This is a genomic window from Amycolatopsis pithecellobii (assembly GCF_009707865.1).
GTDB lineage: Bacteria > Actinomycetota > Actinomycetes > Mycobacteriales > Pseudonocardiaceae > Amycolatopsis_E > Amycolatopsis_E pithecellobii.
The window spans coordinates 1-17912 of sequence record NZ_WMBA01000088.1 but is presented as its reverse complement, the minus strand read 5'-3'; the positions used below and the strand labels follow the sequence as shown (position 1 = coordinate 17912).

General features: G+C 64.7%; 13 protein-coding genes, 1 tRNA gene and 1 pseudogene. 11 read left to right on the top strand and 4 right to left on the bottom strand.

Annotated features, from left to right (window positions below):
* Window positions 1-19 precede the first annotated feature (19 nt).
* From GKO32_RS34730 to GKO32_RS34720, 3 genes are all read right to left on the bottom strand, one after another.
* Entirely contained in the window at window positions 20-4153 is a 4134-nt protein-coding gene (locus tag GKO32_RS34730) for a HAMP domain-containing protein (RefSeq protein WP_154761157.1), read from the bottom strand.
* A gap of 24 nt (window positions 4154-4177) precedes the next feature.
* On the bottom strand, window positions 4178-4615 hold the full coding sequence (locus tag GKO32_RS34725; protein ID WP_312869082.1) for a response regulator transcription factor: 438 nt from the start codon (window positions 4613-4615) through the stop codon (window positions 4178-4180).
* 103 nt (window positions 4616-4718) lie between these two features.
* Window positions 4719-5885 (bottom strand): thiolase family protein, encoded by a 1167-nt coding sequence (locus GKO32_RS34720; RefSeq protein WP_154761155.1) that lies wholly within the window; start codon window positions 5883-5885, stop codon window positions 4719-4721.
* Window positions 5886-6067: 182 nt separating this feature from the next.
* On the opposite strand from GKO32_RS34720, the gene GKO32_RS34715 reads away from it, so the two are divergent.
* The 4 genes from GKO32_RS34715 to GKO32_RS34700 all read left to right on the top strand — a co-directional run bounded on the left by GKO32_RS34715 (window position 6068) and on the right by GKO32_RS34700 (window position 8983).
* Window positions 6068-6151: transfer RNA gene (locus GKO32_RS34715), tRNA-Leu, on the top strand.
* Window positions 6152-6274: 123 nt separating this feature from the next.
* A complete protein-coding gene (locus GKO32_RS34710; RefSeq protein ID WP_154761154.1) occupies window positions 6275-6760 on the top strand; it encodes an AbrB/MazE/SpoVT family DNA-binding domain-containing protein in 486 nt (161 codons plus the stop codon).
* Entirely contained in the window at window positions 6757-7872 is a 1116-nt protein-coding gene (locus tag GKO32_RS34705; RefSeq protein ID WP_154761153.1) for a tyrosine-type recombinase/integrase, read from the top strand. The genes GKO32_RS34710 and GKO32_RS34705 overlap by 4 nt, the downstream gene beginning before the upstream one ends.
* A 190-nt stretch (window positions 7873-8062) precedes the next feature.
* Entirely contained in the window at window positions 8063-8983 is a 921-nt protein-coding gene (locus tag GKO32_RS34700; protein ID WP_154761152.1) for an IS5 family transposase, read from the top strand.
* Window positions 8984-9159: 176 nt separating this feature from the next.
* On the opposite strand, the gene GKO32_RS34695 is transcribed toward GKO32_RS34700, so the two are convergent.
* Window positions 9160-9969, bottom strand: coding sequence for a helix-turn-helix domain-containing protein (locus GKO32_RS34695; protein WP_154761151.1), 810 nt, complete (start codon window positions 9967-9969; stop codon window positions 9160-9162).
* Window positions 9970-10324: 355 nt separating this feature from the next.
* Between GKO32_RS34695 and GKO32_RS34690 the strand changes: the two genes are divergently transcribed.
* The 7 genes and pseudogenes from GKO32_RS34690 to GKO32_RS34660 all read left to right on the top strand — a co-directional run.
* Window positions 10325-11173, top strand: coding sequence for a hypothetical protein (locus GKO32_RS34690; RefSeq protein WP_154761150.1), 849 nt, complete (start codon window positions 10325-10327; stop codon window positions 11171-11173).
* 223 nt (window positions 11174-11396) lie between these two features.
* Window positions 11397-12884, top strand: a complete 1488-nt coding sequence (locus tag GKO32_RS40335; RefSeq protein ID WP_208024641.1) for a DUF5677 domain-containing protein — start codon at window positions 11397-11399, stop codon at window positions 12882-12884.
* 302 nt (window positions 12885-13186) lie between these two features.
* Entirely contained in the window at window positions 13187-13711 is a 525-nt protein-coding gene (locus GKO32_RS34680; protein ID WP_154761149.1) for a hypothetical protein, read from the top strand.
* Complete coding sequence (locus tag GKO32_RS34675; RefSeq protein WP_154761148.1) at window positions 13711-15951, top strand: hypothetical protein; 2241 nt, start codon at window positions 13711-13713, stop codon at window positions 15949-15951. Before GKO32_RS34680 ends, GKO32_RS34675 begins: the two co-directional genes overlap by 1 nt.
* Before the next feature lie 113 nt (window positions 15952-16064).
* The gene (locus tag GKO32_RS34670; protein ID WP_208024640.1) at window positions 16065-16715 is read left to right on the top strand and encodes a hypothetical protein; all 651 of its coding nucleotides are present in this window, start codon (window positions 16065-16067) and stop codon (window positions 16713-16715) included.
* A 296-nt stretch (window positions 16716-17011) separates the two neighbouring features.
* Complete coding sequence (locus GKO32_RS39540; protein ID WP_246245217.1) at window positions 17012-17503, top strand: hypothetical protein; 492 nt, start codon at window positions 17012-17014, stop codon at window positions 17501-17503.
* Window positions 17500-17912: pseudogene (locus GKO32_RS34660) on the top strand (PTD012 family protein); the annotation flags it as partial. The gene GKO32_RS39540 and the pseudogene GKO32_RS34660, both read left to right, overlap by 4 nt.

Sequence of the window (17912 nt, the reverse complement as noted above, 5' to 3'; positions counted from 1 at the left end):
GTCGTTATACACCTGATGATCAAGCAGCGAGCCACCGGCCGATGCACCCCAGCAATTCCTCCGGCACCACCGGTTTCGTCACGTAATCGCTCGCGCCGGAGGCGAGGCTCTTCTCCCGGTCCCCCGCCATCGCCTTGGCCGTCACCATGATGATCGGCAGCCGGTCGAACCGCGGCATCTGCCGGATCGCGGCCGTTGTGGCGTACCCGTCCATTTCCGGCATCATCACATCCATCAGGATCAGATCGACGTCGGGACTGGCCATCAGCTCGTCGATCCCCTTGCGGCCATTGGGCGCGTGCCGCACCACCATCCCGTGCAGCTCCAGAATTCCCTCGATCGCAAGGACATTACGGGCGTCGTCGTCGACGAGCAGCACCTTCCGCCCGGCCAGCCCCGGTGGGCCACCGCTTTCCGCATTCGCGGGCACCACTTCCGAGGTCTGCGGTTCGGCCCACACCGGCTGCGGCCCGTGCGATTCGCCCAGCAACACCAGAAACCGCTCACGCAATTCATCCAGCGACGGCAACAACTCGACCGCGTGCGTGCGGGCCCGTGCCCGCATCAGCCGTTCCTGCGCGGGAATGAGCTTGCGTGTCGGATGCGCCAGCACCGGCAGCGGGTGATCGTCGCCGAGCCGTTGCAGGAACGTCAGCGCCGACGCCCCGGGCAGGCTCGCGTCGAGTACGACACACCGGTGCTCGTGCGCGGCCAGTGCCTGGACCGCCTCGTCCGGCGTGGTGACCGACTCGATCTGCACCGGCTCGCCGTTGTCGGTGAAATCCGCGACGAACTCCCGCACCAGCAAGGTCAGCAGGTGATTGTCCGGACCTTCGAGGACCAGCACGCGCCGCTGCGCGTCGGCGACGGGCCGGGGGCGCGACTCCCCCACACCGGCCGGCAGCGCCGGAGCGATCGGCACGGTCAAGGTGAATGTGCTGCCCTTGCCGAGCTGACTGTCGGCGCGCAACTGACCGCCCAGCAGGTTCGCCACCTGCCGGCTGATCGACAGGCCGAGTCCGGTGCCGCCGTAGCGCCGGCTCGTCGTGCCGTCCGCCTGCTGGAACGCGCCGAAGATCGTCTCCAGGTTTTCCTGCGCGATGCCGATTCCGGTGTCCAGCACGGCGAATTCGACGCACCGCTCGCCCTCCTCGACGACCCGCACCCGCAGCTCCACCCCGCCGTTTTCGGTGAACTTCATCGCGTTGGACAGCAGATTCCGCAGGACCTGACGCAGCCGCTGCTCGTCGGTGGACAGCTCGCCGGGCACGTCCGGCGCCACCGTGACGTCGAAGTCGAGGCCCTTCTCCGCGGTCAACGGCCGGAACGTGGTCTGCACGTACTCCAGCAGCTGGTGCAGCTGCACCGGCTCGACGTGGATGTCCATCTTCCCGGCCTCGACCTTCGACAGGTCGAGAATGTCGTTGATCAGCTGCAAAAGATCGGTCCCCGCGGACTCGATGACCTTCGCGAACTCGACCTGTTTCGCCGTGAGATTCTGCGTCGAATTCTGCGCCAGCACCCCGGCGAGGATGAGCAGGCTCGTCAACGGCGTACGCAGCTCATGCGACATGTTCGCGAGGAACTCGGACTTGTACTTCGACGCGAGTGCCAGCTGCTGGGCACGTTCCTCGATTTCCTGGCGCGCCTGCTCGATCTCGAAGTTCTTGATTTCGATATCGCGGTTCTGCCGGACCAGCAGCTCTGCCTTCTCCTCCAGCTCCGCGTTCGACTGCTGCAGTTTCACCTGCTGTGCCTGCAGTTCCCCGGACCGCGTCTGCAGCTCCCCCGCCAGCCGTTGCGACTCCTCCAGCAGCGAATCGGTGCGGCCGTTGGCGATGATGGTGTTGACGTTGACGCCAATGCTTTCCATCAGCTGTTCCAGGAAATCCCGCTGTACCGGGGTGAACCGGGTGAACGACGCCAGCTCGATCACGCCGAGCACCTGGTCCTCGAACACGATCGGCAGCACGATCAGGTTGACCGGCGGTGCCTGACCGAGGCTCGAGGAAATGTTGACGTACGCGGGCGGCGTCTGGTCCACCACGATCGGGATCTTTGTTTGCGCCACCTGACCGATCAGCGACTGCCCGAGGTCGAACGTCACCTCGCCGGTGCCCGCATGGCCGTAGCCGGCGATCAGCTTGAGCACCGGTTCGCCGGAATCCATCAGGAAGAACGTGGCGTGTTGCGCGCCGACGAGCGGGGTGAGCTCGTTCATGATCAGCTGTGCGACCGTGCGCAGATCGCGATGTCCCTGCAGCAGACCGGAAATCCGCGCCAGGTTCTTGTTCAGCCAGTCCTGGTCCTCGTTCGCGCGTGTCGTCTCCCGCAGCGACTGGACCATCGCGTTGATGTTGTCGCTCAGCTCGGCGACCTCGCCCTTCGCCTCCACGGAAATCGACCGCGTCAGGTCTCCCGTCGCCACCGCACTCGCGACTTCCGCAATCGCCCGCACCTGGCGGGTCAGGTTCCCGGCGAGCTCGTTGACGTTTTCGGTGAGCCGTTTCCAGGTGCCCGACACGCCTTCGACCTCGGCCTGCCCGCCGAGGCGCCCTTCCTTCCCGACTTCACGGGCAACCCGGGTCACCTCCGCGGCGAAGGACGAAAGCGTGTCGACCATCGTGTTGATGGTGGTCTTGAGTTCCAGGATCTCGCCGCGGGCGTCCACGTCGATCTTCTGGTTCAGCTCGCCGCGCGCCACGGCGGTGGTGACCTGGGCGATCGAGCGCACCTGATTGGTCAGGTTGTTCGCCATCGAGTTGACGTTGTCGGTCAAGCTCTTCCAGGTGCCGGCCACGTTCGGCACGCGAGCCTGACCACCCAGAATCCCTTCCGTACCCACCTCGCGAGCCACGCGGGTGACCTCGTCGGCGAACGCGGAGAGCGTGTCGACCATCGTGTTGATCGTGCCGGCGAGCGCGGCGACCTCGCCCTTCGCCTCGACAGTGATTTTCTGCGACAGGTCCCCACGGGCGACCGCGGTGGCGACCGACGCGATGGACCGGACCTGGTCGGTGAGGTTGTCGGCCATGACGTTGACGGATTCGGTGAGGCCTTTCCAGGTCCCCGATACGCCCTTCACATCCGCCTGACCGCCCAGCCGGCCCTCGGTCCCGACCTCCCGCGCCACCCGCGTGACCTCGTCGGCGAACGCGGACAACTGGCCCACCATGGTGTTGATGGTGTCCTTCAACTCCAGGATCTCGCCGCGCGCGTCCACCCGGATCTTCTGCGACAGGTCACCCCGCGCCACGGCCGTCGTCACCTCGGCGATGGACCGGACCTGGGCGGTGAGGTTGCCGGCCATGAAGTTCACCGACGTCGTCAAGTCCCGCCACGTGCCCGCGACACCCGGCACCTGCGCCTGGCCGCCCAGAATCCCTTCCGTACCAACCTCTTTCGCGACCCGGGTGACCTCGTCGGCGAAAGAGGAGAGTGTGTCGACCATCGTGTTGATCGTCGATTTCAGCTCGAGGATCTCGCCACGGGCGTCGACGGTGATCTTCTGCGTGAGATCGCCCTTCGCGACAGCCGTCGTGACCTCCGCGATGGACCGGACCTGGGCGGTGAGGTTGCCGGCCATGAAGTTCACCGACGTCGTCAAGTCCCGCCACGTGCCCCCGACTCCAGGCACCTCCGCCTGCCCGCCGAGCCGCCCCTCACTGCCCACTTCCCGCGCCACCCGGGTGACCTCGTCCGCGAACGACGACAGCTGATCCACCATCGTGTTGATGGTGTTCTTCAGCTCCAGCAGCTCACCTTTCACGTCCACGGTGATCTTCTGGGTCAGGTCACCCGTCGCCACCGCGGTCGCGACGCTCGCGATGTCCCGGACCTGCGCCGTGAGGTTCCCGGCCATGGCGTTCACCGACTCGGTGAGGTCCTTCCAGGTGCCCGAGACGGCGGGCACCGAGGCCTGCCCGCCGAGCTTGCCTTCGGTGCCGACCTCCCTGGCGACCCGGGTGACCTCCGAGGTGAACAGCGAGAGCTGATCGACCATGCCGTTGAACACGACCGCGATCTCGTCCAGCAGTGCGTCCCCGGCCTGCGGCAGGCGGGTGCTGAAATCACCGTCGCGAACCGCTTTGAGCCCGTCGAGCAGCTGCTGCAAGCTCCGGTCGTCGGAACCCGCCGGTTGTCGTGGCGTCATCGGGCACCTTCCTGGTGCCGGGCCTCAGCGGCGGGCTGGCCGTCCCGGCAGGTCGACATCGAACGAATCCTCGCCCGCCGCGACCCGCCGGATCGTGTCGAGGAGGTCTTCCAGCAGCCCGGCCTTGAGCAGCAGCCCGGCGCCGCCGGCCGCGGCGACCCGGTCGGCGACCGCGCGGTCGGCCCCGCCGGTGAACACCAGGACCCGGCAGCCAGGGCTCTGCTCGTGCAGAAGGGCGATCGCGTCGATTCCGTCACCGTCGGGCAGCCTGCGGTCCAGCAACACTACGTCGGGCTGGTGCTCCCCGGCCGCCGGCACCGCGTCGCTGATCCCTTTGGCCCGCGCGACCAGTTCGATGTCGGGCACCGTCTCGAACGCGGCATCGAGCGCCATCGCCACTTGGGCATGGTCTTCGACGAGTAGCAGCCGGATCGGTCCGGTCGCGCTCGGTGCGGAATCCACCAGCATCATCTCCCAGCTGCACGTTCGCAGGCTCCCGGAGTCTAAAACGGCGCCCACGACCGCACGACCCCCATTCGGGGGGCTGGGTTCCCGACGGCCGAGCTCAGAGCCGTTCGATGATCGTGGCGTTGGCGAGACCGCCGGCCTCGCACATGACCTGGAGGCCGTATCGTCCTTCGCGCTGTTCGAGCACCGACAGCAGCGTCGTCATGAGGCGGCCGCCGCTCGCGCCGAGCGGATGCCCGAGCGCGATGGCTCCCCCGTTGATGTTCACTTTGGACAGATCAGCGCCGGTTTCCGCTTGCCAGGCAAGGACAACGCTCGCGAAGGCCTCGTTCACCTCGAACGCGTCAATGTCCGAAAGGGACAGTCCGGCGCGGTCGAGCACCTTGGCGGTGGCGGGGATGATGCCGGTGAGCATGTACAGCGGATCGTCGCCGACGACGGCGAAACCGTGCAGGCGCGCACGTGGCGTGAGACCGAGGCGCCGGACGGTTTCGCTGCTGGTGATCAGGACGGCCGAGGCCCCGTCGTTGATGGGCGAGGAGTTGCCCGCGGTGACCTTGAAGTCCAGGTGCGGGAACCGCTTGTGCCAGAGGTCGGACTCGAAGGCGGGCCTGAGCCCGGCGAGAATGTCCACGGTCGTCGAGGAGCGCACGGACTCGTCGCGCGTCACGCCGTCGAGCGGGACGACGTCTTCGCCGAACCGCCCGTCCACCCACGCCGCGGCGGCGCGCCGGTGGCTCTCGGCGGCGAACTCGTCGAGCCGGGTGCGGGAAAGGTGCCATTTGGCGGCGATGAGTTCGGCGCTGATTCCCTGTGGTACCAACCCTTCCGGGTACCGGGCGGCGACGGCGGACCCGAGGAAGTCCTTGTCGGCGGCCTGACTGCCGATCGGGACGTGGCTCATCGACTCGACCCCGGAGGCGATGACGATGTCGTATGCCCCGGCGAGCACTCCCTGAGCGGCGAAGTGGATTGCTTGTTGCGATGAGCCACATTGACGATCGACCGTGACGGCCGGAACGGATTCCGGCAACCCCGCGGCGAGGGCCGCCCAGCGTGCCGTGTTGGAACTCTGCTCGCCGATCTGCCCGACCGCTCCGCTGATCACGTCGTCGATCAGGGCGGGGTCGATCCCGGTGCGTTCGACAAGTGCGCGGATGGCGTGGGCGTGCAGGTCGACCGGATGGATTCCGGCGAGCGCTCCCCCAGGCTTGCCTTTACCGACCGGCGTCCGCACCGCGTCGACGATCACCGCGTCCCGCATCGGTTCCTCCCGAGATCCCAAGAAGCTACCCACCGGTATACGCTGGTCAGTTGGATTTCACAACTCGCCCCGCCGACTACCACCCGTGACGGCGCGGGCCTTATATCGCAACCACATCCCACGGCGGGTGACCACCCCCTGGTAGGACGCGGTGGAAGGTGGGTTACTCTGTTCATCAGCAAGTCCGAGTGGCGGAATGGCAGACGCGCTAGCTTGAGGTGCTAGTGCCCTTAACGGGCGTGGGGGTTCAAGTCCCCCCTCGGACACCGGTTTTGGCGAAATTTCACCAACCTCGCACCTCGAGCGCTGGGGTGTCGATCATGTAGTTTTGGCTGATCAGCCATGATGTTGTGCTGTGCGGCGGTCTCGTCGGCCCGGATGATGACGTGATGAGCACCGCACGCAACCAGCCACCCCTACGGGGGCCTCAGGAACAGTTGATCGGCGCGCTCGTGCCCGACTTTGCCGAGCGTCATGCCGAACCGGTCCGTATGCCTGACCTTCCTCCACCCCGACCGGCCGAACCGTCGGGGATGGACACGGTGGTCGGCATGGCGCGCGTCGACCGCACCGGTCGTGTCCGGGAGTGGTCCGTGTTCGACGCCCTGGGCTGGCGGCCGGGGCGGCGGCTGAGACTGGAGATCCTCGACGAGGTGATCGTTTTCGTCGCCGATCCTATCGGCCATCATCGGGTCGACGAGCGGGGTGCCGTCACGCTGCCGGCGGCGGCGCGCCAGATGTGCGGCATCGAGCGCGGTCCCGCGCTTCTGCTCATCGGCAAGCCCGGCGAACGCACCCTCTTCGTGCATTCCGCCAAGATCCTCACCCGGCTGCTGGCCGACTTCTACGACGACATCCTCGGAGGATCGCGATGACTTCCACCCACGCGGCCAGCGTCGCCATAGCGCGACAGTTACTGGCTCAGCTCGGGGTGAGCCTGGCCGATCTACAAACCCATGACGACACCGCAGCATCGGGACTGCCCACCCTGACCGAGTACCTCAACCTGGTCCGGGCGGCGGCGGGACCGGGCGCGAACCGCACGTACGCCACTTACTGGGACCGGATGATCGCCCGCTGGGGCGACCGCAGGCTGGACGAGATCACCGCCACCGACATCGAAGCCATGCGCCACGACATGGCCAACACCGCCATATCCCGACGCAACAGCCGACATGGCCGACACGCCGGAGAACACGTCATCGCCGCCGCCCGCGCCATCTACACCAGGGCCATCGCCGACGGCCTGATCACTCCAACCGCCAGCCCCGCCCATCGGGTGGCCAAACCCCGCCGACTGCCCAACCACCGCCGCGCACTCACCCCCGACGAACTCGACCACATCAACCGCGTCGCCCGCACCAGTGGCAACGACGTCATCCTCGACGCACTACTCCTACGCTTGCACACCGAAACCGCCTGCCGCCGCGGCGGCGCGCTCGCGTTGCGGGTCATCGATCTCGACACCGACCACTGCCTCGTCCGGCTCATCGAGAAGGGCCTCAAGCTCCGCTGGCAACCCATCAGCCCCAACCTCGCCACCAGCCTGGCCGACCACGCCGCCGCCCGGCACGCCACAACACCCACCGAACCCCTGCTGCGCTACCGCGACGGCCGCCCGCTGACCAGCCGCCGCTACGACCACCTCTGGCACCGCATCGGCCAACAACTCCCCTGGGTGGCCAACCAGGGCATCTCCACCCACTGGCTGCGGCACACCACGCTCACCTGGGTCGAACGCCACTTCGGCTACGGCATCGCCCGCGCCTACGCCGGCCACACCGACACCACCGGCGCAGCCACCACCACCTACATCAAAGCCGACCTCCACGCCGTCGCCACCGCCCTCAGCGCCATGACCGGACAACCCCACCCACTCGCGGACTCTGAATCAGCACCTGGTTCTCGGAACCCCCAGTTGCCATTCGCAGGCACCGCACCACACGTGGTTCGGGTCATGACCGAGGCCAGCCGGTGCGGTTGGTAAACGGCATTCAGGCAGCGAAAGCCTCTACGGCAGATTGAGCGTGCGTCGTAGTCCGGACGCCGACGCCGGAACGTGCTAGGGCGCGTTTCAATGCTGTGGCCTGCGAGGACATGAAGGAGTGGGTCATGTCGGCGTGTTGTTGATCAAATAGATGAGGTCTCCGGTATATCGATCCTCGACCAAGACGATCATGTACACCGGAGACCTCGTGGCCAGCGTAGCGGTGGCGGGGCGGGCCGATCTGACCGACGCGCAGTGGGCGGTGCTGGAGGCGCTGCTGCCGGTCGGACAGAAGCCGGGCCGCCCGCCGAAGTGGAGCAAACGACAACTCATCGACGGAATCCGTTGGCGGGTGCGGGTCGGGTCGCCGTGGCGGGATATTCCACCGGTGTATGGCTGCTGGCAGACCGTCTACGGGTTGTTCCGGCGCTGGCAGCGGGCCGGGGTGTGGGCGCTGATCGTGGCCGGGTTGCAGGCACAGGCGGATGCCGCTGGATTGATCACCTGGGAGGTGAGCGTGGACTCCACGATCAGCCGGGCGCATCAGCACGCGGCAGGCGCGCGGACCGATCCGGACCAGCAAAAGGAAGCTCCCGGCGGGGTCGGTGAGCCCGAGCCGGCCGATCACGCGTTGGGCCGGTCGCGGGGCGGGTGGACCACCAAGCTGCATCTGGCCACCGAGCAAGGGCAGAAGCCGCTATCGCTGGTCGTGACCGCCGGCCAGCGGGGTGACTCGCCCCAGTTTCAGGTGGTGGTGGGACGTATCCGGGTCGCGCGCAGGGGACGTGGCCGTCCCCGCACGACGCCGGATCGGGTGTTGGCGGACAAGGCTTACGGATCCCGCGCCAACCGTGCCTACCTCCGTCGTCGTGGCATTCGGTGCACGATCCTGGAAAAGGCCGACCAGGCACGCCACCGCAGGAACAAAGGGCGTGCTGGCGGTAGGCCACCAACGTTCGCCCCGGACATCTACAAACAGCGCCACGCCGTCGAGTGCGGGATCAACCGCCTCAAGCGCAACCGGGCCGTAGCAACCCGATACGACAAGCTGGCGGTTCGCTACGAATCCACCGTCCAAGTCGCCGTGATCAACGAGTGGCTACGCCTTTGAAACACGGCCTAACTGCTTCACTGCGATCTTCGCCTTCTCAAGCAGGCGGCCGGAGAGCGCGCGACGAAGCACCGACGCAACGACAAATCTCCAGAACCTAAAACCGCCGATCCACCCCATGCCCGAACAATTCGGAATAACATTTAGGTCTATTTGAATTCCTAGGCAACCTCATCTCATTTATTACGAAGCTTTCTGTCTGTCTCCCACCAGCGAATGGGATGGAAAGAGTCCAAATCCACGCCCAACTGGATAGAGACTGACTCACGCGAGTCGCCAAACAACATTCGAGTGAAGTTAGGAAGCCAAATCATCTGAAAGTCGAAGTCGCCGCCGAAGAGTTGCTCCCGAGCGTCTTCCCAGTCTTCATCGTTCTCGCCAAATGAAGGCAAAGCCGCGCGCACATCGTCATCGGCTTCAAGCATGTCGTCCGCAACGTCACCCCCCTCCTTCGCCGAGTCAAACATCAGCTCCAGCGCGACACGTTCCACCATAGACCGCGGATAGGGAACCTCTCCCCTGCCTAGCCTTCTACCCAAGTCAACCAGCACATTCCTAAAGCAATCGACCCAGTGGGCGTTTACCATAAAGAGCACCCAGTCTGGCAATTGATCGACAAAGAAAAGTTCCTTTACGCTGACTTTCCCCTGAAGATATTCATCCAAACCAAAGAACGCGTCGTCCTCCAAACCAGCGACAGACATGGAAAGCTTGAACGCCTGGCGCGGCGTCAGCGGGTCTCCCTTGAATGACTTCCCGTAGGTCAACAGCCAATCCTTGTTCACGTGCTGATGCCCCCCGAGCGCCTCCACGGTCTCGCCTGCCCTCAAGGCTGCAACTCCGCCCGCAGGCACCCGAAGGACACGCTCGGCGGCTTGCAGCGTCGTTCTTCGAAAGGAGGCCTCTCGATCATCATCGACCACCTCCAGGCGTCGCCAAGTGGCAAGTGACATACCCGCCTTCCTGGCAGCCTCTTGCTGCGTCAAGCCAAGCTCTTCACGTCGCCCTCGTACTCCATCCACGCCGATCTCCCTTGAGTGCTCATTGAGTACTTCTTATACTAGCACCCAATAAGTACTCATAGCTACAGCCACACGAACGTCGCGCCGCCCGCCCGTCCACGACGTGGGAGCCCCACTCAACCCCGGAGCGTGTCGCATGTTCAACATCGCCAGCAGGGGGTATAAATCGGCTTCAACGAACTGGACGGAACCGCGACACCGGAGCGAGCCTCGAAGATCGAGGAGGGCGGGATTGATGACAGCGTCCGAGCCTGACCCGACCGTCATGGCGCGGTTCTGCCGTGAGGTCGTGCCGTCGATGTTGACAGAGGCATGTGGTGTGGATGCCGCCCAGCCGGCGGCGATCGGCGAGGACATGCTCGCGCGGGCGCTGTCGTTCGCCGCCCTCGGTGATCCGGATCGGGATGTGCTCATGAGCCCGTTTGTCGAGGAGGTGTTCGACCACGAGCCGCCCGAGTCCACCCTTGAGGTGAAAGCCGCGGTGGCGGTGGTCGTGCGCAACAGCCTGCTCGAGGAGGCCCACACCAACGGTCCGCTCAACACCGGCGGTATCCAGGCGATCACCACCGCCGCGACGGCGCCGCTGTCCCATCTCCTCGCCGCTGGCCGTCGTGGGCTCGTGCAGCCCGTCGACGAGAACCTCTTCGCCAGCCTGCCCGATATGTACCCCCGCGCATGGGCCTGTCTTGCCGCGCTCGCGGACGCTATCGGCTCCGGCGGACGCATCGCTTATCGGACTCCCGACGGCCCCGCACCGACCCTGCCGGAGCCCAGCGAACTGGTCGACGCGCCCACCGCGGCCAATAACGACCGCGTGTCAGTCCTGAGCGGGATCGATGACCGGTTCGATCGACGCTTGGTCGAGATGCTGGACGCGGCTGCCTTCCAGGGGGTGGTCCTGTGGCTCTCGGCGTTGAGCAGGATCTCCCGCAACCTCGACAAACTCCTCCGCGCTCTTGAGTTCCTCATCGCCCACAGCGCCAGCGTCCTGACCACCAACTACATGATCCGCAGCAATGATGTCTGGGCACGACGCGGCGCGTTCGTGAAACCGGTCAGCAACGACCCTGCCGTCTGCCTGTCCAGCAGAACCGGCCTCAGCGGCGCTCACAAGAAGGCCTACGAACAGATAGCCAAGCAAGTCGTCCAATCCCGGTCGAGGGCGTGACGCTAGGTCGACGGATACCGCGTGGCGCTCCCGGGGAAAGTCCTGTACCGGCAGTATTGAGGTCTAGGGTGATCGAGTGTCGTTCCCCCGCCCCACCGAGAAGGCTGGTCCCCTTGCGGGTCACGTCAGGAAAGGCCGGACCTACCGGTCCCCGATCGTCGCGACCGGCCTTCTCGACCTGGGCGACTGGGTCAGAGACGATCTGCCGGACCTGTTGTGGCCGGTGCTCGTATTCTCCGAACTCGGGACTGCGGAGGGCATCCGGTTCACGCGTTGGCAACGGCGTGTCCAGGAACAGCTCACCGGCGAAGCCGAGCCACAGTTCATCGCCGAGGGGCTCGACGGCCGGCTGACGAGCCTCGACCGGCTTGCGCTGCGACTTCCCGGCGCGGCAGCCACGGCCAGGAGCGTTGCGGTCGAACTCGGCCTGCTCCCCGAGCTTGTGACCAGGACCTTGGCCTCCTACCCGTCGCGCCCGGCCGAATGGCTTGCCGATCAGGAGTTCACGCCGCCGACCGAGGACGTGCTGGGCCTGCTCGCGCGTTCCGTTCTCGAAGTGGTCAGGGATGGTCATCGCGAAGCCGTGATCAAGTGCCTTCCTGTTTGGAGTGAGGTCCAGGCCGGCACGTTCAGTACGAGCGCGGAGACAATCGAACTACTTCGTTCTTATCCGAACGACGAGGCGAACCGGGCAAAGGCGGACTCAGTTGTGCGAGCTATGTGGGGTGCACGAAAAGAAGCGTTATCCCTCCACGACGAAGGGCGTTTCGACCAGGCAGTCAGGTGGGCGAAGGTTTTCTGGGGAGCGAATTCTATGACCTCACGGTGCAGACGCAAGCGAGAGCTGGAGTCGGTGGAGCCCGCCGTGGAGGACGCCGTCGCGGGCGGATCGCCAGGTGGAACCCCTGACGACGAATCCATGCCCACAACCCAGGCACCGGAAGAAGGGGAGCATCTCCGTCGGCTGGCGATGGACTTGCTCTCCAGTTATGTTGAGGCACTTGAAACGGCGCCCGCGCGATTGCACGATCCCGAGCGCCAGGAGGTCCACGCAGGCCTCGTCGCCAGGGTCGGGCGCGACGTGATCGCAGTACTCGGGGCTCCGGACTTGTGGTGCCTAGAACACGGGGCCCACATCGGTCGCACACTCGTCGAAGTCCGTATCTATCTGCAGTGGATGGCACGACAGGATCCCACGATCTACCGCGCCTACCAGGACTATGGAGCAGGCAAGGCCAAGCTCTACGCACAGATCATGAAGGAACTGCCGCCGGACACACACTTGTCCGGCTTCGCGGACGCGGTGGCTGAGCTCGAAAAGTTGAGCCACAATGACGATGTCATCGACCATAGAATCGTCGACACTCGTGATTCATTCGCCGGAGGTAAATCCATCCGGTCGATGGCCGAGGAATGCGGGCTGATCGACCTCTACCGGCAGGCGTACTACATTTCCAGCGGTGTCGCGCACTCGGAATGGTGGTCGGTCGAGACTCACGCCATGGAGCGTTGCCTCAACATCCTTCACGGAGGGCACCTGATCCCCAGCCTCGGCCTCAACGCTGGCAGCGACGTCCAACTGGCTTCATCGTGGGTTGATCAACTGTATTCGCTCATGATGATCAGCCTGGAGATCATCGAAACTGACAAGACTGCGGTCAGCAAGGCATTCGAGTGGCTCAAGAGCGAGCAAACCACGGAGACCGGATAGTCGAGGGCTTGCTGCGTGTCCAGCCCGGCCGACCCGCGCCCCCTCTACCCAGTGAAAATTCGAAGAGGCCATCACTCGTTGACCGACCGGTCAGCGTAGCCGCTACGTCCTCCGATCCGCGGATCAACTACGTGACACGGACAAGCCTGTAGAGGCGCGCTGGTCCGACCGGGTGAGAATCCGCCTGAGGCCTCCCGTGTTCGCAGCCCAGTCAGCAGGATGGCCAGTACGAGGAGTTCATGCCACGTCGCACTCTGTGCCTCTTGTCTGATTGTGACGCGGTTGAACGGGAGGGATAGTTCGTGGAGCCACTGACGTTGTCGGCGCTTGCCGCATCCGCGTTGACGCAGGCGTTCAAGTTCCTGTACGACCGTGTTGGGGCAGCTTTGGACCGTCGAGTAGAGAACAAGAAGAGCGAGGCTGCCGAGGAAACCGACGTTCTGGCGGACCCACTGCGGCCGTTGAATCCCATACCTGGGGCTCTCACATCCGATCGGCTTGCTCGGCTTCACCGGGCACGCAATGAGATGGCCCCCTACGTCGCGGGCAAAATCATTTCACCAGATGATCACGACCTAATCCAGCTGCTGGACCGAGCACGGGAAGACCTTGAAGCGGTTTATGGGCAGCGGTTCACATTTGTCGGAGAACAACGCCCGCGGGCACAAGTGTTGGTCAAGCAAGGCCACGACGAGGTCATGGGTGCAGTGACTGGCATCCAAGCAACTGGGGTATCGGGCGCGGTCAACGTGAGCGTTGAACAGGAGAGCAAGACCGTGCACGAAGGTGGTGAGGTCACCGGACTCCGGCTTGAGGGGCCGCTGTGATGGACGAACAACGCTCCTATGCAGCGGATCCTTCGATCGCCTGGATGTCTGCCACAACGTCGGCCACAGAACAGCCGCCGGCACCGGAGCAGTTCGAACAGGCAGCCGCTGGTCTTATCCAAGCCGCAGCCGCCGTGGATCCGGAGCTCGTCGAACAGGTCCGCCAATCAGCGCTGCTGAATCTCGGCGAAATGAACGCGATCAAGGTCGTCACTGTGCTCCAGAATGCACTGGACCACACCAAGATCGCCGACAGCTACCTCGGCGTCATCCGTCAGGTATTTGCGAGGCCACACGGGTTCGACAACCTGCTCAGGACGTGGAGTCAACCGGGATCCATTACGGTCATCAACCGCGGCCCCGATACCGGCAGGACAACGATCGCTCATGCACTGCTTGCCGAACTGCGACGCCATTCCGGCAACCAGGTCAACGTCGGGACTGTAAGTTTCGGCGGGTCCCCGACCTTTCCGGTCGAACGCCTGCCGCGTCAGGAACTCTGGGCGTATCTGCTCGAACTGCCCCCAGATGAAGAAGGCTTCGCCGTCAATGACCAGTTCGGAAGCAACTTGCACGACCTACACAACGTCCTGGTCCGGCGGCGATGTCACCTAGTTGTCGTGACCTCACCACAGCAGTGGGCACGCATAGGCCACGGCGCGCCCGCCGGAATCCTCGCCAACCTCGGTGACGCCGATGCAAAGGCCATTGCCAGAAAATGGCTTGCGGCAGTTGACAGTGAGGTTCCAGCTGAACGGTGGTTGGCCGATCCCACGGTCACGCAGCTGTTACAGCACCAGCCACCGGCCGAAGTTCTCGACATCGTGGGGCTAATCCGGTCCGCGGCCCGTGCCGACGCCAAAGACCTTCCTGAGATAAAGGCAAAGACGGACAACCGCTCTGTCGAGACCGAGGAGGAACTATGGCCTCGGCGAATTGCGATGGTCGAATCCGCGCGCAAGAACTGGCGCCCACAGCTTCTGGAATGGCACCGCCAGTCCGGCCGTACCAGCTTGCAACGCAACTTTCTGCTCGCTGCCGCAGTCTTGCGCGGAACATCGGTCGCGCACGTCTACTCGCAGGCAGCACTACTCGGCAAAGTATTCAAAGACAATGAAATCGAGCTACTCGGACAGCGAGATCCCGGCGTAATCGAGATGGTCGATGCCGCGCAGGCTACCCTCAATCCAGATGACACCTTGTCCTTTGCCCGCCCGGAGTGGGATGACGCTATCGTAGAGTACTTTTGGGTCGACCGTCCCTTCTCACGCTCCGCTTTCCTGGGATGGCTCGCCACGGCACCCTATCTGGACGACGGACGCCAGGCACTAGAGCGTGTTCCCGGCCAAGTGCGCTACACACTAGCCGAACGAATTGCGGCATTCGCAGTGAGATGGGCAGTTCGACAGCAGAGGCACGACCCGCTCAGTGAATTGGTCAAGACCTGGCGCGGCAACAAGTCGTTGTGGGACCTGATCCTCAGCTCGCTCGACGACGCAGCCACTCAGCCGGCGAGCGCCAGCTATGTCCACGGCATGCTACTCCAATGGGCGAAAAACGATGATCCCGCCCAGCGGCTTGCCGTCGTCAACGTCTGCTCGCGCCAGTTCGGCCGACTGCACACCGGCAAAGCCCTGCGACGACTACAGCACACCGCATCTGCCGCAGACTCGGCGATCGACGACGCGCTGCGCGCCGCAGTGACCACTCTGTGGGAAGATCCATCGATCCGCCCCACCCTCTTTACCCAACTGGTCGATTGGTGCTCGCAAGACAAAACTCGAGGCGCCGGGCGACGCTGTTTCAGCATCCTCGCCGCGACGGCAACAGACCACGACGGCTCGCTGCCCACCCTTTTGCAGGAGCATGAGGTCAAGGCGGACGTATTTCAGCTCTCGACCGGATTGGCCGCAATCCTTGAGCACACCGCATCTCCGCACAGCGACCAGGAAGAGGCCGCGAGCATCGTCGGGTTCTGGCTCGACGCCGTCCTCCACCACCCTGACCAGCGCGACCGCGTGCTCCAATCGCTTCGTCATGCAGTACGTGCGACTGGCGGCGTCTCCGCTTCGGCCCGGAACACGCTCCGTGTGATCACTCACCTCTGGGCACGAAATAGCGACACGGCGCAATCAGACCGCGAGAGACTCTACACAGAGTTGTCCAGCTTGCTCGACGGAGACCTCGAGCAGACGTTCGCCGCTCATCGGCAGCAGGCCAGCACAGTCGAAACGGCATGATCAGACGATCCGCGCGGCGCGATCGCACAAACACTGACGAGCAGCCGCCGTACGACTTTCCCGACCTCCTGAACAGTGCAGACGAGGGCCTCCAGTTTGAGGCTAGGATTCGCGTGATCTGGCGATTCCTGCCCGGGCAACCGCGGCCCGACCAGCCACAGGACCTTGCGGCAAACGCCATCAGGCCACAGCTTGCCAAGGCTGGCGAGTACTCGGTTTTACGCGTGGACGCTGCGCGCCAAGCAATACGAGCCGCTCTTACGCACACGTTGCCGATCATCCGGTACGGCGTAGAGGTCTTGCATGCAGCAGTCACACTACAGGTCGACAACGAAACCCTCGCAGCCGCGCGACTTCTAGACCGGGCCCGACGCGAACTCGAACTGGACGCACTCGCCCGCCGGCAGGTCAAAGCACGACTCGATTTCCTCCGAACCACATGCCTGGCGGATCCCGGCACCGCCAAGCTATTCACCTTGCTCGAGCGCTCGCCACGCGTTGGCGGGCCCTCGGACGATGCGACCCTCGACGAGCTCATCCGCACCCTCCATGCCTGGAAGCCGGAATCACAGTGGGTCCTGTTAGCCCAGCTCCTTCACGAGTTTCTTGCCGACCTCAGCGAGCCGCAGCGGGCGGAGCTACTACACATCATGCAAAGCGCAATTCGCACGCTCGGCAACGAACAACTGGCGGACCGGATCGCGGTCTTGACGTCAGATCGTAATGAAGGCCCGGCTCTGAACGGAGAACACACTGAAAATTGAGACGGTCGGCGGTCTATAGTTCATGCCAGGCAAACGCGACAAGGTCATGCGTGAACTGACTGGCACTCGATCGCGTTATCCAGCTATGTTCTGTCACATGAACACGCCTCCTGCGCATGGATGCCGCGAACACGTGTTCGATTCCCCCCTCGGACACATATTCCCGGTGGATCTACCGCACCACAGCGTCACCAGTCGAATACGGTTGGTGATGTCCTTTCCAGCTGGTCATCTGGCGTGGTTATGCTGTCGGCTAGGCAGCTCTCCCCTCGGTACGTGGTGAGGGGAGGACACCGGTGACTAGTTCGATTCGGCCGGTCGTGTTTCCCGGGTCGTCCCGTTCCGGCACCCTCGATTCCGCCTTGCCAGCGAAGCCCAGTCCCGGCCATATGCCATTGCCGGTTCCTTCGTTACCGCCGTCGCCGCTGGCCACCGGCGGTGAACTGGCCGCGCACATCAGTGTCGCGCCGATGGAGTCCTCGGGGCGCATTCAGGACCGCCGGATCGTGAAACTGCTCGGCTGGGCCCCCGGCGATCGCCTCACGATGGCGGTGATCGAGACCTCCGTGGTGATCCGCCGCCGCGAGGACGGCGCGTTCCACATGACCACCAGCCCGTACGTAGCACTGCCCGCCCCGGTGCGGGCCCGCTGCCACCTCACGGCCGGCTGCCGGGTACTGCTGGTCCCAGATCCCCAGCAAGATGCACTGATCGTGCACCCGTCCACCGCGGTAGCCCGCATGCTGCAGTGGCTGCACACCCACCTCGCCGGCGGTGATCCGCGATGACCACCCCCACCTCCGGCACGCCCGCCGAACTCGACGCCGCCCGGCTCGTCCTCGCCCGCATGGGCGTCGACCCCGCCGACCTCATCACCCACCAGACCGGCGCCACACCGGCGCGACCGATGCCCACACTCAGCGAGTGGATCGAGAAAGTGAAGACGCTCGTCTCCCCAGGCACCGCCCGCACCTACGGCTCCTACTGGACCAAAGCCGAGGCCGCCTGGGGCTCCCTCCCGCTCGACGACCTGACCGCCAGCGACCTGCGCTCACTCGGCAAACACGTCAAAGCCACCGCCCTCGTCCGGCGCAACTCCCGCGGCGGACGCAACGCCGAAGAGAACTTCATCGCCGCCATGCGCTGCCTCTACCGCTACGCCGAAGACGAACACCTCATCAACGAACGCCACAACCC